This window comes from Breznakiella homolactica, from assembly GCF_016616095.2.
Taxonomy (GTDB): domain Bacteria; phylum Spirochaetota; class Spirochaetia; order Treponematales; family Breznakiellaceae; genus Breznakiella; species Breznakiella homolactica.
Genome location: NZ_CP067089.2, coordinates 659,066 through 674,842, shown reverse-complemented (window position 1 = coordinate 674,842; position 15,777 = coordinate 659,066). Strand labels below are relative to the sequence as shown.

At 55.3% G+C, this 15,777-nt stretch carries 12 protein-coding genes; 8 read left to right on the top strand and 4 right to left on the bottom strand.

The window, feature by feature from the left end; genetic code table 11:
• The first annotated feature begins 39 nt into the window (after positions 1 to 39).
• The 3 genes from JFL75_RS03325 to JFL75_RS03315 all read left to right on the top strand — a co-directional run bounded on the left by JFL75_RS03325 (position 40) and on the right by JFL75_RS03315 (position 3,582).
• Complete coding sequence (locus JFL75_RS03325) at positions 40 to 1,545, top strand: SUMF1/EgtB/PvdO family nonheme iron enzyme (RefSeq protein ID WP_215625280.1); 1,506 nt, start codon at positions 40 to 42, stop codon at positions 1,543 to 1,545.
• Positions 1,542 to 2,003, top strand: a complete 462-nt coding sequence (gene smpB, locus JFL75_RS03320) for an SsrA-binding protein SmpB (RefSeq protein WP_215625279.1) — start codon at positions 1,542 to 1,544, stop codon at positions 2,001 to 2,003. The genes JFL75_RS03325 and smpB overlap by 4 nt, the downstream gene beginning before the upstream one ends.
• Positions 2,004 to 2,727: 724 nt before the next feature.
• Complete coding sequence (locus JFL75_RS03315) at positions 2,728 to 3,582, top strand: TP0183 family DNA metabolism protein (protein ID WP_215625278.1); 855 nt, start codon at positions 2,728 to 2,730, stop codon at positions 3,580 to 3,582.
• Between the two features lie 359 nt (positions 3,583 to 3,941).
• Here the strand turns inward: JFL75_RS03315 and JFL75_RS03310 are convergent, their stop codons facing one another.
• A complete protein-coding gene (locus JFL75_RS03310) occupies positions 3,942 to 4,388 on the bottom strand; it encodes a septum formation initiator family protein (protein ID WP_215625277.1) in 447 nt (148 codons plus the stop codon).
• 178 nt (positions 4,389 to 4,566) lie between these two features.
• On the opposite strand from JFL75_RS03310, the gene JFL75_RS03305 reads away from it, so the two are divergent.
• Genes JFL75_RS03305 through JFL75_RS03290 form a run of 4 tightly spaced genes read left to right on the top strand, consistent with a single transcriptional unit; the run spans position 4,567 to position 10,941 of the window.
• Positions 4,567 to 7,011: a midas domain-containing protein gene (locus JFL75_RS03305; protein ID WP_215625276.1), complete on the top strand. Its 2,445-nt coding sequence runs from the start codon at positions 4,567 to 4,569 to the stop codon at positions 7,009 to 7,011.
• The gene (locus tag JFL75_RS03300) at positions 7,011 to 7,802 is read left to right on the top strand and encodes a hypothetical protein (protein WP_215625275.1); all 792 of its coding nucleotides are present in this window, start codon (positions 7,011 to 7,013) and stop codon (positions 7,800 to 7,802) included. The genes JFL75_RS03305 and JFL75_RS03300 overlap by 1 nt, the downstream gene beginning before the upstream one ends.
• Positions 7,802 to 9,241: a 6-hydroxymethylpterin diphosphokinase MptE-like protein gene (locus JFL75_RS03295; RefSeq protein WP_215625274.1), complete on the top strand. Its 1,440-nt coding sequence runs from the start codon at positions 7,802 to 7,804 to the stop codon at positions 9,239 to 9,241. The genes JFL75_RS03300 and JFL75_RS03295 overlap by 1 nt, the downstream gene beginning before the upstream one ends.
• The gene (locus tag JFL75_RS03290) at positions 9,238 to 10,941 is read left to right on the top strand and encodes a motility associated factor glycosyltransferase family protein (protein WP_215625273.1); all 1,704 of its coding nucleotides are present in this window, start codon (positions 9,238 to 9,240) and stop codon (positions 10,939 to 10,941) included. The genes JFL75_RS03295 and JFL75_RS03290 overlap by 4 nt, the downstream gene beginning before the upstream one ends.
• 4 nt (positions 10,942 to 10,945) lie before the next feature.
• Here JFL75_RS03290 and amrB read toward each other — a convergent pair whose 3' ends face one another.
• Entirely contained in the window at positions 10,946 to 11,773 is an 828-nt protein-coding gene (gene amrB / locus JFL75_RS03285; RefSeq protein ID WP_215625272.1) for an AmmeMemoRadiSam system protein B, read from the bottom strand.
• A 57-nt stretch (positions 11,774 to 11,830) separates the two neighbouring features.
• On the opposite strand from amrB, the gene JFL75_RS03280 reads away from it, so the two are divergent.
• Positions 11,831 to 13,090, top strand: a complete 1,260-nt coding sequence (locus JFL75_RS03280) for a hypothetical protein (protein ID WP_215625271.1) — start codon at positions 11,831 to 11,833, stop codon at positions 13,088 to 13,090.
• Positions 13,091 to 13,181: 91 nt separating this feature from the next.
• On the opposite strand, the gene JFL75_RS03275 is transcribed toward JFL75_RS03280, so the two are convergent.
• Both JFL75_RS03275 and JFL75_RS03270 read right to left on the bottom strand, forming a co-directional pair.
• Positions 13,182 to 14,174 (bottom strand): DUF4340 domain-containing protein, encoded by a 993-nt coding sequence (locus JFL75_RS03275; protein ID WP_215625270.1) that lies wholly within the window; start codon positions 14,172 to 14,174, stop codon positions 13,182 to 13,184.
• Positions 14,171 to 15,775, bottom strand: coding sequence for a GldG family protein (locus tag JFL75_RS03270; RefSeq protein ID WP_215625269.1), 1,605 nt, complete (start codon positions 15,773 to 15,775; stop codon positions 14,171 to 14,173). The genes JFL75_RS03275 and JFL75_RS03270 overlap by 4 nt, the downstream gene beginning before the upstream one ends.
• Positions 15,776 to 15,777: the final 2 nt, after the last annotated feature.

Here is a 15,777-nt window from a genome sequence, read left to right as displayed (position 1 = left end):
TCGTTGACAAGGTATTACGGGGGGTCCTATAATGCCGCCATGTCAGGAAAAAATAAAAAAACGGAACAGCTTCCGGAGGATTCGGTCAAACTCAAACCCCTTTTCGGTGTGCGTCCGGGGGTCTACCTAGCCGTTCTTTACGGAGCAATTATCTGCTTGATAGCGTTTTTTCTTCTGTTTTTTCCGGGAATCATCAATCCCGGAAGCAAAATCCGTTTTGACTCGGAACCCCTTGGGGCTGCGGTCCGGGTTGACGGGGTCTATATAGGAACCACCCCATGCACGGTTTTCGTGCCCCGGGGACAGCATACCGTTACCTTTGTGCTGCCCGGCTTTGCTGAATCTCAATCAGATCAGTTCGTCCGGAGCAGGATATTCGCGTCCCTCTTCGCCGGTCCGAAGGAAACCGTCACCGCCGGGCTCACCGCGGAAGATCCTGTCGGCGCGCTGGCCCGGGAAGCGTCGGAATACGCCAGGTGGTCCTTTGCGGGAGAACCTACCGCAATATACCAGATTCCCCTGAGCCTTTCCGAAGGAGTCTACCGAGCGGGGACCGCCGCGGCGGACAGCGGAATCCGGCTGGAAATGGAGGGCATCCTCTCCGGAGCCGCCCGTTTCTCCGTGAGCGCCGCGGGCATCCGGGATCTTATCCGGGCGAAGACGCTTCTGGACAACAGCGGCAATTCCCCTTCCCCGGTTTCCCTGGCCGCTTCCGCGGCTGACATCCTGGTGTATCTTTCCGGGACACCCGGGGCCGCGTCCTGGCTTGCCGGATGCCTGCCCTTAGAATCCGCCACCCGTATCGGCGATTCCGCATGGCTCGAAGATGAGACAAGGAATGCCCGGACTATGACCACACGGCCGCGGCAGTATCCCGCCGCCGGCGGTATCACGCAGGTGGCTTCTCTGCGGTTCAGGCAGATTCCCGGAGGAACCGTGGTGCTGGGTTCACCCTTTCCCCGGGAACAAACGGTGGAATCCTTCTGGATCTGCGAAACGGAAGTCGGGAAAAGCGACTGGGACGCCTTTGTCCGCGCCAATCCCGTATGGAGCCGGGATAATATACAGGAACTTACGGAACAAGGACTCGTTACCGGGGACTATCTTACCGGGAGCACAAACCCGGCAGCCCCGGTGCTAACTGTGCCGGGGGTATCCTGGCACGCGGCGAAGGCATTCTGCGCCTGGCTGACCGGTTCCCTGGGACCGGCAATGGATGGGTATGAAATACGCCTCCCCCGGGAAGCGGAATGGGAATACGCGGCGAAACTCGATCAGGCCGCCGGACAGCCGCAGATCACGGATATGCTGGGAGGATACTGGGAATGGTGCGAGGATCCTTACGCACATCTCAGCTTTCTTCCCGCTCCGGAAAGCGCCGCGGCACTGATATCTTCTCCGGACCGTTCCGTCCGGGGAGGTTCCTGGATAAACCCCAGCGGCTCCGTACAGACCGAAACCCGGGGCTCTCTGGCGCCGGAAACCTGTTCACCCTTCGTTTCATTCAGGCCGGTCATAGCCGGAAAACGCGGGGCCGGATCATGAGTGACGGGGTAAAGGTCATTGCGGTCAACCGCAAGGCCCGGCACGATTACGCGGTGGATGAAACATACGAATGCGGCATTGAACTCCTGGGAACCGAGGTAAAATCCTTCCGGGACGGGAAAATATCCTTTCCCGATTCCTGGGCCGAGGTAATAAACGGTGAAGTATGGCTCAGGTCCCTCCGTATAGCGGAAAACCCCTTTTCATCAATTTTCAACCACGATCCTGACCGGAGAAAAAAACTCCTCCTCCACCGGGACGAGATAAAACGTATTGCCCGGAAGGTGGATGAAAAAGGCTACACCCTTATTCCCCTGTCTTTTTATTTTAAAAAAGGCAGGGTTAAGGTTGAACTGGGTCTCTGCAAAGGGAAAAAAGCATACGACAAACGGGCGGACATCCGGGAACGGGATATTCAGCGGGAAGTTTCCCGGGAATTCCGGGCAAAACTGCACTAAAAAACAGAAACACGCGGTTATGGCTCCCCGGAAGCAGCCGGAGAGCAAAAAACCTCTATCGGGTACATATTCAGCACATGATTTACCGCCCTGGACACCCGCAGAATCAATCAAAAAGACACACAGCTCCCTTTCCGTCCGACCTGATAATACAGAACTGAAATTCTTATATACCTAACGGTATGTATAAAAATTACAGGTCCCAAAAAGGCATGGGCCGTCACTCACGCGGGTACCAGAAGTGGGGGTGGCGTAAGTCTTACCGCCCTGGACACCCGCGGAATCAATCAAAAAGACTTACATCTCCTTTTCCGGCCTGACACTATAGAACTGACTTCATATATATACCTAACGGTAGGTATATATAAAAGGATATGGACCGTCACTTACGCGGGTACCAGAAGTGGGGGTGGCGTAAGCCTTGCCGTCGGGGCGGCAAGGCTGGAGACAGGGGGAGCAGCCCGCCAAGTGTGGTTACTCTGCGCAGGTAGAGGCAACAAGCACACAGACGTATTGGTATCGCCGGGTGGCGTATACAAAGGGGATTGAGTGACTTTCGAGGCCGCAGGCCGACACGGAGCCAATCCCCTTTGTATACGACAGGACCCGCAGATACGGTATACCCGAGTGCTTGTTGTATACAGACCTAGTGCTCCCCCTCCTATAATACAGATGGCCCGGTGATAATATTGTTGTTTTCCCTGATTAGCGGTATACTTATAGTATGAAAAAAGTACTGTTTACAGTGCTGATATTGTCCCTTCTTATCAGTGGCGTCGGAGCGCAGGAGCAGAAACCCGTAATCTGGGTTATGCCATTTTCCATCCAGGGAATCGGGGAAGATGAAGCTCGCATCATTGAGGCACTGATCCAATCGTACATCATTGACCTTGGGGCCATGAACATAGATTTTGAGGCCATTCTCACTACCCCGCCCCAGACCGACGAGGAAGCCGGCAGTACGCCGGCGGCCGGCGAAGACCCCGATTACATCCTTTCAGGAAGCATAAAAGTCGACGGTGATAACCGGGTTTTAATCATTGAAGTGGTTAATATAAAAACCGGTGAGATGGTCAATTTCAGTTCAAACCATAAGACTATCAGCGATCTGGCCTTAAAATCCCGGGCTCTGGTGCAGCAGGCTCTGATGAGCGGCGGTGCCGAGGAAAACGCCGCCGCCAATGAGGTTCCGGAAGCGATTACCGGACAGAAACTGACCGGCAGATGGAAGGGTGATAAGGGAATTGAAGTGGTCCGTCTGCTGCGGGACGGCACCGGCCTGGCGGTATTCTCGTCGGGGGCGCAGATGTCCCTCTCCTATACAATAACCGGCGATACGGTGGAAATAATCCAGACGTCCCCGAATTCCGACCGTTTTTACCACCCTGTCCCCTACGGGGTGGCGAAACAGCTGGTGGAACTGGCGGAACCCATGAAATGGAAATTCCGGCTTTTCGGGGACGGACTCTATCTCAGGGGAACGAAAAGCGCCACCGCCGTGGAATATACCGGGGAAACGATCCTTAACCTTACGTACGGGGATGAACGGGAAGCGGAATGGGTAAAAACGTCCCGCTGATGGCGGCATGATACCAGCAGTATAAGGAACTCCTCACAGAAACATGGGAAGACCAATTCCGCGGGGCCCGTCGGAGGAACAGGGCAAGGGCTCCGTGTCGGCCTGCGGCCTCGAAAGTCGCTCCTTTCCCCGTTCCTCCGACACCCGGCGCTGCTTTGCCGCACCATGCTTCTGTGCCGCTGCCCGGTAATACTGCGGGTATCCTGCCAGGGAGAGTTGCCGGGTGAGGGATGATTATTCCCGGCTTTTGGTGAAAACCGCTTGCGGTTTTTTTTTCATGTGACGGGTCCCCCGGACCCGTTAATGCCATGCCGCTTTCTGAATAATTTGATATAGATTATTTGCAGGAGCCCTGTACGCTAATACCGGGGGCCTTCTTTCCGGCGCCGGAACCCCGAAACGGCGAAGCCCGCGCACAAGGTAAAGCCCACGGCGATTGAGATAAGCCGCAGTGTTTTTTCGGGAACCACCTGGGGCCTGATCCCCACCATAAGCTGTCCGGCGGAGACCCGTTTTTTCCCCGCCCCGGGCAGGCCGACAATCCGCACAAAATTTTCATCCGCTCCGCCGTAGCCGAGTTCCCGGGCGTATACGGAAAGGGTATCCGAATCGTACCGCAGGGCATCCATGGAACCTTCGAGATTCCGGTTTATGGACTGGAGTTCTTCCATGTTTGCCCTGAGCCGGTCCCGCTCCTGGATTAACCCGTCATAGGCAATCAGGCCCCGGGGTCCGATGGTTATTGATGAAAGGGAATATACGGCAATGGCCACCCAAAGGGCCATGAGATACTTTACATTGTTCATTATAAAGATTTACGGTCTCTTTTCCCATATTCTTGAGCAATCTCCATTGACAACAGGAAAAACCCTGGGCTAACATCAAATTGTGCACTTATATGTAGGTTTTGTTTAAAAAACCTACAATGTTTATACGTACTGGCCGATATTCGATATAATAGTGTAATTTTTGTGGGAGTGGGTCATGGCAAGTGAAAAAAAACCATCGATATATTATGACCGCAGTACGATTGGGTCCTCTGATGAGCTTGATGAATACGGGGTATGGGTTAAGAGTGAACCCCAGGACCTTTCATCCGTAAACAGTGATATCCAGGACACAGCCGATAGTACTATTGCAGATACGGAAGAACTGCCGGACCTGGATTTGGATTCCGACCTTTCATTTCTCGACCAAACCGAAGTTCTTGACGACGATTCAGGAAAATCCGGAGACGATTCGGATTTCGATGACTTTTCGGATCTCACCGTTTCCTTTGAGGACACCGGTTCCGAAGACGGGGAAGCGGCCGGCGCGGAGGACGCCACGGAGGACGATTTCAGTTTTGACGCCTCCTTTGACCTGGATACGCCCGAAACGGACGATGAATCCTCCTTCACCGAAATTTCCATGAACGATTTCCTCGATGAATCAGATACGGAAAAAGCGGAAACCACCCCGGAAAATGACACCGAATCCCCGGATACGGATATACCGGATCTGGACATAGATTTTAATGACCTGGAAGAGCTCGATACATCCCTTGATTTTGACACGGAAGACAGCGGAACGGATCAGGATGAAGACAGCGGGATTTCCATGGATCTTGGGGATGATTTCAGTTCCGATCTTCCGGACATGCCCGATCTGGCCCTGGATGAGGACGATACAGCGGAGGCCAAATCCAGTGAGGATGCCGGAATATCGGAAGCGGATATAGATTTCGATGACGTGGCCGCCTTCGGCCAGGAACTGCAGAGTTCGGATTCTTCACCGGAGGAGGAACCTGCCCATGCCGCTGAAACACCGAAGGCAGACCTTTCAACGGAACTGCTGGTAAAAATAGCCGATGAACTTTCGTCCATAAAAGCCGAATTATCGAGCTTAAAGCAGGAACTGGCAGCCTATACGGAACATGAAGGCGCGGAACCCGCCGAAGCGGCGGATAAAGGCGACAACCGCGGTTTCTTTGACGAAGAGGATGACGACAAGATCTCCCTTACCGGCGATGAGCTCGACAATATCCTCAATACCGCCGACTTTACCGAAGAAGCCGGCCAGGACGCCACGGTATCCCTGGAAAATGACGATTTTCCATCCTTCGACATAGACTCAGTTGATACGCTTACGGTCCCCGATGAGGAAAGTGACATCACGGCCGGAAAATCAGACGACTTCATGGTTGATGAGCCGGATATCCTTACCGAGGAGGCCCCCGCCGCGGAGGATGACCTTTTACTGGAAGAACCCGACATGGCGCTTACGGAGGATGAAATCGCCGAAAGCATCACCGGGGACGCCGCTGAGCCGGAAATACACGCGGAATCTGACGATCTCGACGATCTCGGCATTTCACTGGACACCGGTTCCGATGATGATACGATCATTTTTGAGGAGAACCTCGGCGAAGATGACGCTGCGCCGCTGGTCCTTGATGAAGAACCGGAAGATCTGAGCTTTGATATCGGCCTTGATGACGATTTCGACATCTCGGAGACCGCAGAAACGGTGCCGGTACTCGAACCCGAAGATGACGCAGAAGATATTCTTGATGTTGAGGCTGAACCGGTTCTTGAGCCGGAACTGGACGACGAAGAAGAGATCCTCGAAATAGAAGAAAAGGACAGTGATGAACTGAAGCAGCTCCGGGAAGAAGGGGCCCACCCCATGACCGAAGCTCCCGATGATACAACCTATCTTGAGGACGATGTTCCCCTGGATATCGACACCGATGAAATCGACCTCACCAATACGGTTATCGAAGAACCCGATCTGGGCGATGTGGCGGATAACCCCGTGGAGGAACCTTCCCTTGATAATCTCGGAATAGATCTCGATCTGGAGGAACCGATCCTCGAAGAGGACGAAGCTATTTCCCTGGATCTGGATGAGGAACTTCCTGAGGAAGAACTGGAACTCCCCGTGGATGAGGATTCCCTCATAGACACCGATGAGTCCCTGGATCTTGAAATCATGGATTCCGAGCCCGAGGAAGAGAGCTTCGCCGAGGTTATTCCCGAAGGATTCGTCGTAGGACCGGAGGAATCCTTTGTTCCGTCCGCTGATGACGGAACATTTGATGAGGACCTTGAGGAAGTAGAGGAAATCATTCCCGAAGAGGAAGCCGAAGCCCTGGAAGGCAGTGATCTGCTGGAAGAGGATATTTCCATGGAAGAACCGCCCGCGGCGGTCGGCCGTGATGAGGCGCTTCCGCCGGAAGATCTTGTACCGGAAACGGCTTCTGAAAATCATCCCTCCGCGTCCGGAGATGAGGCGATTCCTCCGAACCTCAAGCAGGAACTTAAGACCGTTCTGTCCTACATGGACCAGCTTCTGGAGTCTCTGCCGGAAGAAAAAATCGAAGAGTTTGCCAAATCGGAGTATTTCGAAACCTATAAAAAACTTTTCGAGGAACTGGGTCTGGTGTAATGGGCCTTTTGAGCAAGGCATCATCCAGGGATTCCCTGGATGAAATGGGCAAAGCCCTGGTGGAACGTATTCTCAGGATCAAACAGGGAGCGTCCACGGCGGATACGGCTTTAAACCTGTTAAAACCATACACCTGTTTCCAGGCCGGTTTATGCCTGGCCTTGTCCGGAAACACCTATACCAGTTACGCCGGCGCGGGTTTTGGGATTGAGCAAGTAGCTATTCCCCGGAAAAAATTGAATCTGAGCGGAAACGGGCTCCGGAAAGCCGGTACGGCGGAGGATCTCGGATTAAGCAGGTTCGGCGGCAGTCCGGTCTGGGGGTTTCCCCTGGACAGCCGGACACCGCCCGGTTCCGTTCTGCTTCTGATTGAAGACACCCGCATTCCCTTTAACCCCGAAACCACCGAACAGATCCTGACGGAAGTCAGCCAGATGCTGATCCCGGCCGCGGAGGCTTCTTCCTCCGGCCAGGCGGCGGAACCGGCGGATCTGAAAACGCAGATAACCCGGTACCAGAAGAGCAGCGGCCCCTTTCAGGGGCTGATTCTGGACAGCGCCGGAACGGATACCGAAAAAAACGATTTTTTTGAACTGCTGGCCAAGGGCACGGAGTCTTTTGGTTCCGTATACCAGATAGGCCCCTCCCGATATATAATTCTTTTTCCTAAACACCTCGACCGGAATTTGATAGCCCACAGGATTACCGGCAGTTTCCACGCCGCGGAAGTATCGGGTTTTACAGCGGATACCGTACAGGGAGCGATGGATTCCATACAGCCCTACCTGTGATGACCGAAAAACTCGCTGATACCAGAAGCGGATTTCCCACGGCATACTGCGGAACGAAGCCGATCCATTCAGTCTATGATCCCAAAAAAGAGGCGGAACGATACACCGCATCACTCTCCGTAAAGGACGGAACCCGGTATTTTATCCTCCTGGAACCGGGCCTGGGTTACTGCATCGAATACCTGCGGTATCAGTTTCCCGGAGTGCGGATTCTGGCAGTTCATTGTTCCTCATTTTTCGCGGGGACCGGTTCCCCCGACGCTGAATGGGAGCCGGAGGAACCGGTTTCCCTGCAGAAATGGCTTGAAAGGGAAATTCCCGATTCAGAAGCGGTCCGGGTACAGATCATAGAATGGAAACCCTCCGCTGCCGCCTATGGTACAGTATACCGGGATGTTCTGGCGGAAACAGCGGAATTTCTGCGCCGGGCGGCGGCGAATTCCAGAACCGCTGAATACTTCGGTCCCCGGTGGCTGAGAAACGTCGATAAAAATTTCCGGGGAATTACCCGGTTTCTCCGGATTAATCCGGGGACCGCTCCGATAATCATCACCGGGGCCGGTCCCGGACTTGAGGATTCCCTGGATCTGATAAAAAGAGCCTCGGACAATAGGAACGCCTTTATCCTTGCCGCCGCTTCCTCCGTTCCCGCTCTTCTCGGCCGGGATATTACGCCGGATCTTATCATCAGCACCGACGGCGGGAACTGGGCTCACGCCCACTTATTTGAAACAATCCGGTATACCTGCCGGAGTAAAAGGCAGATTCCCCTGGCGGCGCCCCTCAGCGCGGCGCTGCCGTCCCAGTACATGGCCACGCCGATTCTGGTATTGGGCGACGGAACTGCCTGGCAGAACAGCATACTGGATCTATCTGGAATCCCCCGCCTCAGCCTTCCTCAGCGGGGGACGGTAACGGCTTCCGCCCTGGATCTGGCCCTGTTCCTGACATCAGGAACGCTGTATGCGGCGGGGATGGACCTGGAAAGCCGGGACCTCAGGAGCCATGCCAGGCCGTACAGCCTAGACAGTATCGTCACATCCGGAGTAAACCGCCTGGATCCTGCCTATTCCAGATTTTTCGACCGTTCCGTCCGGGAAAAAGCCGGGAACAGCTTTGGAATATACGCGGCCTGGTTTAAGGAATACCTGCGGTCTTTTCCAAGAAAGATATATTCCCTGGGAACCATCCACCGGGACCTGCGCGGAAACGTCCCCGGCGCATCCGCCGTAAACGGAAAAGGCGCCTTTCCGCAGTTTATCCCGGCAGAGACCGCTCAGGATGGCCGTGAGGGGTTACCGAAACTGCTGGAAGGTTTATACTCCCGGAACCGGCTCCAGGACGCGGCTATACGGGAATTGGGTGAATTCGCCGGAATACCGGGTGAACCGGGCACTATCGATTCTATTCTGCGGAGAATAAGGGAAATCCTGTCATGAATCATGAAGCGGCCGGCGGCAGCGCCGATGAACGGCAGTATATTTTTGAAAGGAACCTGCTCAGTCTCTCACGGTACGATCCGGAACTCTGTTCCCGGCTGACGGTTTCCGAAAGTACCCGGGGCTGCTATAAAATTCTGGAATCCCGGGCCGGTATTCCCGTACCCGCCGTGGTTGATCCCTCGGGAAAATCCCATCCCCTGCATTCCATAGTTGATCCTGTCCGGGAGGGTTCCCGGCTTATTTCAACCCTCGAAGATGAGGGTTTCCTGGTTTTTCTGGGTCTCGGCGGCGGATACCATATTGAAGCGGCACTGGGACAGCGGAATATACGGCACCTGCTAATCATCGACTACAATATACACAGTATGACCGAACTCCTTGCTTCAAAGGATTACGTCCCTATCTTCAATGATTCCCGGGTCCGCCTGATGATTGATCCTTCCCCGGAGACCGTGGAACAGTATATTCTGGACCGATACAAACCGGTCCTCTTCGGGGGAATCCGGGTTATGCCCCTGAGGACAAGGGTTGAGTTCGATCAGCAGAATTTCGCGGAGACCGTTGAAGCAATAAAGAAAGCCGTGGATGGTGTTTCGGCGGATTATTCGGTGCAGGCGTTTTTCGGGAAGCGGTGGCTTTCCAATATTCTCAGGAATATCCATAACGCCGAAGGACGCCAGGAGCTCTTCCCCGGTATAAAAAGGGCTGCGGTCATTGCGGCAGGCCCCTCCCTGGAAGCGCAGCTTCCGGAACTTCATGAAAACAGGAAAAACCTTTTCATACTTGCCGCGGATACGGCAATTCCGGTTCTGGTATCGGCGGGCATAACTCCCGACGCGGCGGTTTCCATAGACTGCCAGCACATCAGCTATTACCATTTTATGGGAGGCATCCCCCGGGACATGCCCCTGTTCCTGGATATTGCCAGCCCGCCGCTCCTGTCCTCCCTGTCCGGCAATGTGCGGTTTTTCAGCAGCGGCCACCCTCTGGCCCGGTACGTTTCCCGGCACTGGCGCAGCCTGCCGGCAATCGATACCTCCGGAGGCAATGTAACTTACGCGGCGGTTTCCCTGGCAGATTACCTGGGAGCGTCGGAAATTTTTCTCTATGGAGCTGATTTTTCGTATCCTCGGGGAAAAACGTATGCCAGGGGAACGTACATATACCCGTATTTCGATATCCGGCAGAACCGTTTCTCCCCGGAAGAAAGTCTTTTTTCGGCGTTCTTGTACCGGAACACCAGCCTCGAAAAAACAGCTGCCGGGGACTCCTGGTATTATGAGACCCCTACCCTCAGGATGTACCGGGAGCGGCTCGAAGCGAAGGCCTTGCGTATGGCTGCCCGGCTTAAATCGGTTCCCGGGATGGGCGCTCCGGTAAGACCGGTGCGGTCCGCGCCGGAGGTCCCGGGAGGAAATTCCATACATACCTTTGCCGCGGGCCCCGCCAGGATGTCCGCCGGGGAATTCCTTGACCATTACCGGGAAGCTGTCCTGGCGCTTCCGCCGATTACCGGGGAAATAGCGGGCAACCTTTCGTTGCTTCCGGAAAGCGGACTGGAAATACTGCTCACCCTGCTCCCCGCCGGGGCCGCCATGAAGCGGCGCCATCCGGACTGGGATACGGAACGGCTGTTTTCCGCGGTGAAGCAGGAAACCGACGGAATAATCCGCAGGATAACCGCTCCCCGGGGATAAGCCATTACGCGGGATACCAGGCCATTGCGGCGTATCCCACAAAAGACGGATGGGGGTCTATATCCGCGCTGGTATGGTATCCCAGGAGGACCGCGTGTTCAGCGCCTCTTCCGCGGGCAAATCCCATGGCTCCAAGGACGGCGCCGGCGGAACAGGCGGAATGGTCTCGGCCGGCCCGTTCCAGAACGGCTTCGGGATCGCCGGCGGAAACAGCGTCGATAAAATCCGTGTCGTTCTTTTCTTTAACCCAGGTCAGGGCTTCCGGGCCGGTCCCCCGGGGGGTGAACCGGTAATTGGGGCCGTAATGGGTAAGATCCGTGGACGCCACCACCGCCGTCCGGCGGCCAAGGGTGTCCGAGATTTCGGCAATCCGTTTTCCCGCTTCAAAGGAAGCGGTATCCGCCGGCAGCCGCATCCAGACGACCCGGGCTTCCGGGAAAAAGAACCGGACCATGGGCAGATGGATTTCCACGGTATTGTCGGTCTGATTATCCGGAGCCGCGGAAAACACCTTAAAGAGTGAATCCCGGAGTTCCCCGTCGGCTTCCAGCGGTCCCAGGGGAGTCTCAAAACCGTCTTCTTCAGCCGCAAGAACAGGGTACCCGCCGGGAAGATGCCCCCCGATGACGATCACGGTGTCAGTCTGCGGATCAAGGGAAAGCAGCGCCCTGGCTCCCAGGGAACCGGAATAATACCAGCCGGCGTGGGGCGCAAGGCAGGCAAAGGCGCTGCCCCGCTGGCATCCATCCGCCAGGGATCCGAGAAAAAGAGAAATTTTCTCAGCGGAATCGGGGTACCACCCCCCTAAAAGGCCTCTTTTTCGCAAATTCATGCATCATACCTCCCTAATATCCTAGCATGTGAACAAAAATGCGTATATAATATAGATATGCGACAAAAAATAACTTCGTTTATAGCCTGTGTTTGTATTGTTGTGTATGTTGCTGCTGTCGGATTCGGCGCATATAGGATCTATGTCAGCATAAATGAACGCCGCAGCCTGGCAAAAGAGGAGTTTTTTGAGCTCGTGAATACCGCGTCGAACGCCGGTGTACTTGGGTTTATGAATGAACCTTTCAAGGAAGCGGTCAGTGACGGTATCATGAATTCCGTTACTCTCCAGGCGGCAATCATTTCCGGCCCCTACGGCAATGAATACGCGGTTGAACGGACTGAAGGAATCATAACGTGGGTGGGTGATTCTCCCCGTTTTTCAACCCGATTCGGACTTTCAAAGGACCCATTCTATTCACCCCTGCGAATCAATGACGTGCGCAACGTAACGGTAAGCGCCGTTTCAGATTATATAGATTACACCGTATTCACGGATATTCTCAAAAACACACTGCTGATCGTACTGGCCGCCCTGGCTTTGGCGTTTCTCTGCCTGATGGCGGAATCGATTCTGGGAAAACGGCCGGTCCCCGGGACTGTTCCGAACCGCCGGCCCGCGGCCCCGCCCGGCGCCGATGAGAGACAAGACGAAGATGATTATGCCGATGTATTCGGCGGTGATTCCGGTCCGGCTGAACCGGAGCCGGAATCATTCGACATTCCGGATTTTGATATTGAATCAGATCCCGCCGGTCCGCAGCTATCCGACGATGACGGCGGGCCGCCGGACTGTACCGGCCCCCAGGGGCTCTATTCTCCCCACGGCAATATAAGCTGGGAAGCTTACACAAAGGAGCGGCTTGCCGCCGAGCTCCACCGGGGGGCGTCCTTTGAGCAGGATCTGGTCTTTATTATCATGGAATTCCGGGATATCGATTCCCCGGATGAGGAATTTTTCGATAAATTCGCCGAAGCCGCGGTGGCGTTTTTTACCTTCCGGGACCTTATTTTTGAATGGGGCGAACGGGGGATTTCATTAATAATTCCGAATATTGACCTGGATCAGGGATTTGTAAAGGCCGAGGAATTCCACAACAAGATACGGGGCAAACTTTCGGAGGTCTTCTCCGAAAAAGCTGAACTCTGTATCGGCATCACCTCCCGGGCCGGCAGGCTCGTCGATGCCGAAAGGCTTATCTTTGAGGCCACCCAGGCTCTTTCCAAAGCCCTCGGAGACCCGGTTTCGCCCATCGTCGCATTCAAGAGCGATCCTGAGAAATACCGGGCTTTTATAGCGGCCCAGGGCAAGGATTAGAGATCAAGCTAACCACACAACAATCTTACCTCATCACGGCAGCAGGGAAATGTCAATTCCGGGTCCCTATAGGAAAAAGGTTTGTCAGGGTTTATTCCGGGATAAAGTATTCCCGCTCCCTGAACAGGCGGTTCACCGTCCATTCTCCCAGGGCGTAAACATAGGAAGAGCCGCTGACCGCGGCAATTCTCCGGCCGCCGTCAATAACAGGTCCCAGGGTAATTGTTTTACGGGTGCCGTCACCGAACTCAAGGAGCAGGCTCCCTTCATTAAAAACCGGAGCTCCGGGGTCAACGGAGGGTATAAAATCATCACCTTCAGCGCCGAGGATGGAACGGATATAGGTTTCCACCGTATTCCCGTCCGGGGATGGTCCGGCTCCCCCGTCCAGAACCCAACCGCCTGATCCGCGGCTCAATGAAAGGGGATCCCGCCGCGGCGCCGTTCCCATATCATCTCCGGAGGAAGGATATTCGATGCGGATACGCTGCACCGTATCGGTCCGCAGCGATGGATCAGCGTCGAGGAAAATACGGAGGTCATACCAGGATGTCCGGGAAGCTTCGGTAAACACCGTATACCCGTCCCTGCCGGACCGTACTTCGTCCCTGCCGTTTCTGCGGAGATACACATCCCTTCCAGCGGTGTCTAAATCACCCACCAGGAGATCCAGCAGCGGGGTCGGATTCGCGCCGCCGTAGAGGGTAATCCTGCCGGCTGCCGTTTCGGCGAGACCCAGCCGCTCATAGGAAGAAGCCGAGGCAGCCCTGACCGGATAGACATCCTTCCGGGACAGCAGGTCCAGCAGATCGGTGACCCGCTGCTGTTTTGCCGGGTATTCCCGGCCGGCCAGGACAGCGTTCCAGCGGCCGCCGCTGAACCTGAGGCTGACTCCGGCTTCCGGAACCAGGGGATTGCTTATTTCAATCCGGTCGGTCTGATCGACCCATTTTTTATCGAGCCACTGATAGGACGCGTTCCGGCCGGCCCGGCGGTCACTGTCAAAAACAAACGTAGCACAGTATACAAGACCCAGTACCGCCACGAGCAGCACCAGGTACCGCCGTTTCTGTTTGTACGTCATGGAGTGGGCTCCTTTTCCTTAATCCGGGACTTGCGTTTTGCGAAACGGATTGTTCCCAGCGCGATCACACCCAGGGGAATTATCACCACATTGAGGATCTGGGAGAAGAGCATAACCCTGCCCCGCTCCACGGGATCGGATATTGAGTCCAGACGGCCGGCCTGGGGTTCCCGGTTCCTGATACCGATAATGTCGTCGTCGTTCCCGAGCCAGTCCACAGCCTGGAGAAGAAAATTAAGGTTCCGGTTGCTTCGGGTATACTGAATAAGGGTGGTGGCGAGGTCACTGTCTCCGACAACCACAATCCGTGACTCCCGGGCAGACCGGGGCATATCGGGGAGTGTCTCTGAAGAACCTTCCCGTACGGGTTTGGGAACCCCCTCAAACCAGCTCGGCATGGTTCCCGAAAGAGCCGCCGCCAGTATTTCCGTGCCCGTGGTATCGGGCTGTTCCCGGAAGAAGAGGTATTCCGCATCGGGGTTCGTCTCAAAATCCCGGGTCATGCGCCACGCGTCGGGAGTTGTGGTAAACAGGATTTCCGCGTCCACCGATTCCGGGGGATTGAGGCTGATGGGATTCGCCCAGAAAAGATCAACCCCGGCGAACCCGGCGGTGATTGGATGGTCCTTGCTGCCGTTCTGGGGAAGAACCGAAATCCAGTGCGGGTACCGGACCAGACGGACCTGCATGGTATTGTAGGAGCCCATGCTCTGGAAGGGGATGGTCAGGGAACTTTGGTCGAGAACAAGCTCCGGCCTGACCGTGGCCCCATAATAGGAAACCATGGCCAGCAAGCCCTGATCCATGAGGACCCTGGGCTGGAGGTTGTTCCGGGAATCCACGGTAATGGTCTCCAGGGCAAAGAGGGCTTTTCCGCCGCCCTGGATATACCGGTCTATCCGGTATAAATCCCACTCATCCAGTTCCTCCGCGCCGCCGAGAACAATGATCAGCGGCAGCGTATCGGGGATTTCATCTCCGGGGGTGAGCAGGCGGACCCGGTACCCTGACTGCACCAGGGCCTGGTTGAGATAGGCGTAATCGCCGCCCCAGTTTTTATCGGATTCCGCGGCTATCACCCCAAGCTCCCGCTGGGTGCCGCGGACCATGTGGCGGATTCGGGAACTCAGATCGTATTCCAGGGTATCCAGGGAAAACACGAAGGGCAGCACCTCGGCCTGGTCAAGATATTCAATCAATACTCCCGAATAAACCGTGGAGACGCTGGCCTGGTCCTGTTCAATACTCTGAATCTGCTGGGGAAGGATGCCCAGCTGCTCCACCGTTGCGGTAAGTCCCGCTTTCGCGGGGTCCCGGACGGTAACCTGTATCTTCCCGCGGGAATACGCGGAATACTCCCGGAGCAGATCCTCAATCTCCCCGGGGACCGGGTGGATTTTTGCCAGACGGTCCGAAAGGAAATAGGTAATCCGCACCTGATCCTCAATTTCCCGGTGGAGATTCCGGGAAACCTCGGCAATAGTGTAGGCTTTGTTTTTCGTCAGATCCAGTCTGAACCAGAGTCTCCGGCTGAGGAGAAGTCCCAGTACAATCGCGGCGACCGAAAGGATGCTCAGTACCATAGCCTGGCGTTTGTTCATGG

Bases quoted from the DNA above. Each gene is read 5' to 3' on its own strand.
- JFL75_RS03325 (WP_215625280.1), top strand. From the start codon at position 40: ATGTCAGGAAAAAATAAAAAAACGGAACAGCTTCCGGAGGATTCGGTC.
- smpB (WP_215625279.1), top strand. From the start codon at position 1,542: ATGAGTGACGGGGTAAAGGTCATTGCGGTCAACCGCAAGGCCCGGCAC.
- JFL75_RS03315 (WP_215625278.1), top strand. From the start codon at position 2,728: ATGAAAAAAGTACTGTTTACAGTGCTGATATTGTCCCTTCTTATCAGT.
- JFL75_RS03310 (WP_215625277.1), bottom strand. From the start codon at position 4,388: ATGAACAATGTAAAGTATCTCATGGCCCTTTGGGTGGCCATTGCCGTA.
- JFL75_RS03305 (WP_215625276.1), top strand. From the start codon at position 4,567: ATGGCAAGTGAAAAAAAACCATCGATATATTATGACCGCAGTACGATT.
- JFL75_RS03300 (WP_215625275.1), top strand. From the start codon at position 7,011: ATGGGCCTTTTGAGCAAGGCATCATCCAGGGATTCCCTGGATGAAATG.
- JFL75_RS03295 (WP_215625274.1), top strand. From the start codon at position 7,802: ATGACCGAAAAACTCGCTGATACCAGAAGCGGATTTCCCACGGCATAC.
- JFL75_RS03290 (WP_215625273.1), top strand. From the start codon at position 9,238: ATGAATCATGAAGCGGCCGGCGGCAGCGCCGATGAACGGCAGTATATT.
- amrB (WP_215625272.1), bottom strand. From the start codon at position 11,773: ATGAATTTGCGAAAAAGAGGCCTTTTAGGGGGGTGGTACCCCGATTCC.
- JFL75_RS03280 (WP_215625271.1), top strand. From the start codon at position 11,831: ATGCGACAAAAAATAACTTCGTTTATAGCCTGTGTTTGTATTGTTGTG.
- JFL75_RS03275 (WP_215625270.1), bottom strand. From the start codon at position 14,174: ATGACGTACAAACAGAAACGGCGGTACCTGGTGCTGCTCGTGGCGGTA.
- JFL75_RS03270 (WP_215625269.1), bottom strand. From the start codon at position 15,775: ATGAACAAACGCCAGGCTATGGTACTGAGCATCCTTTCGGTCGCCGCG.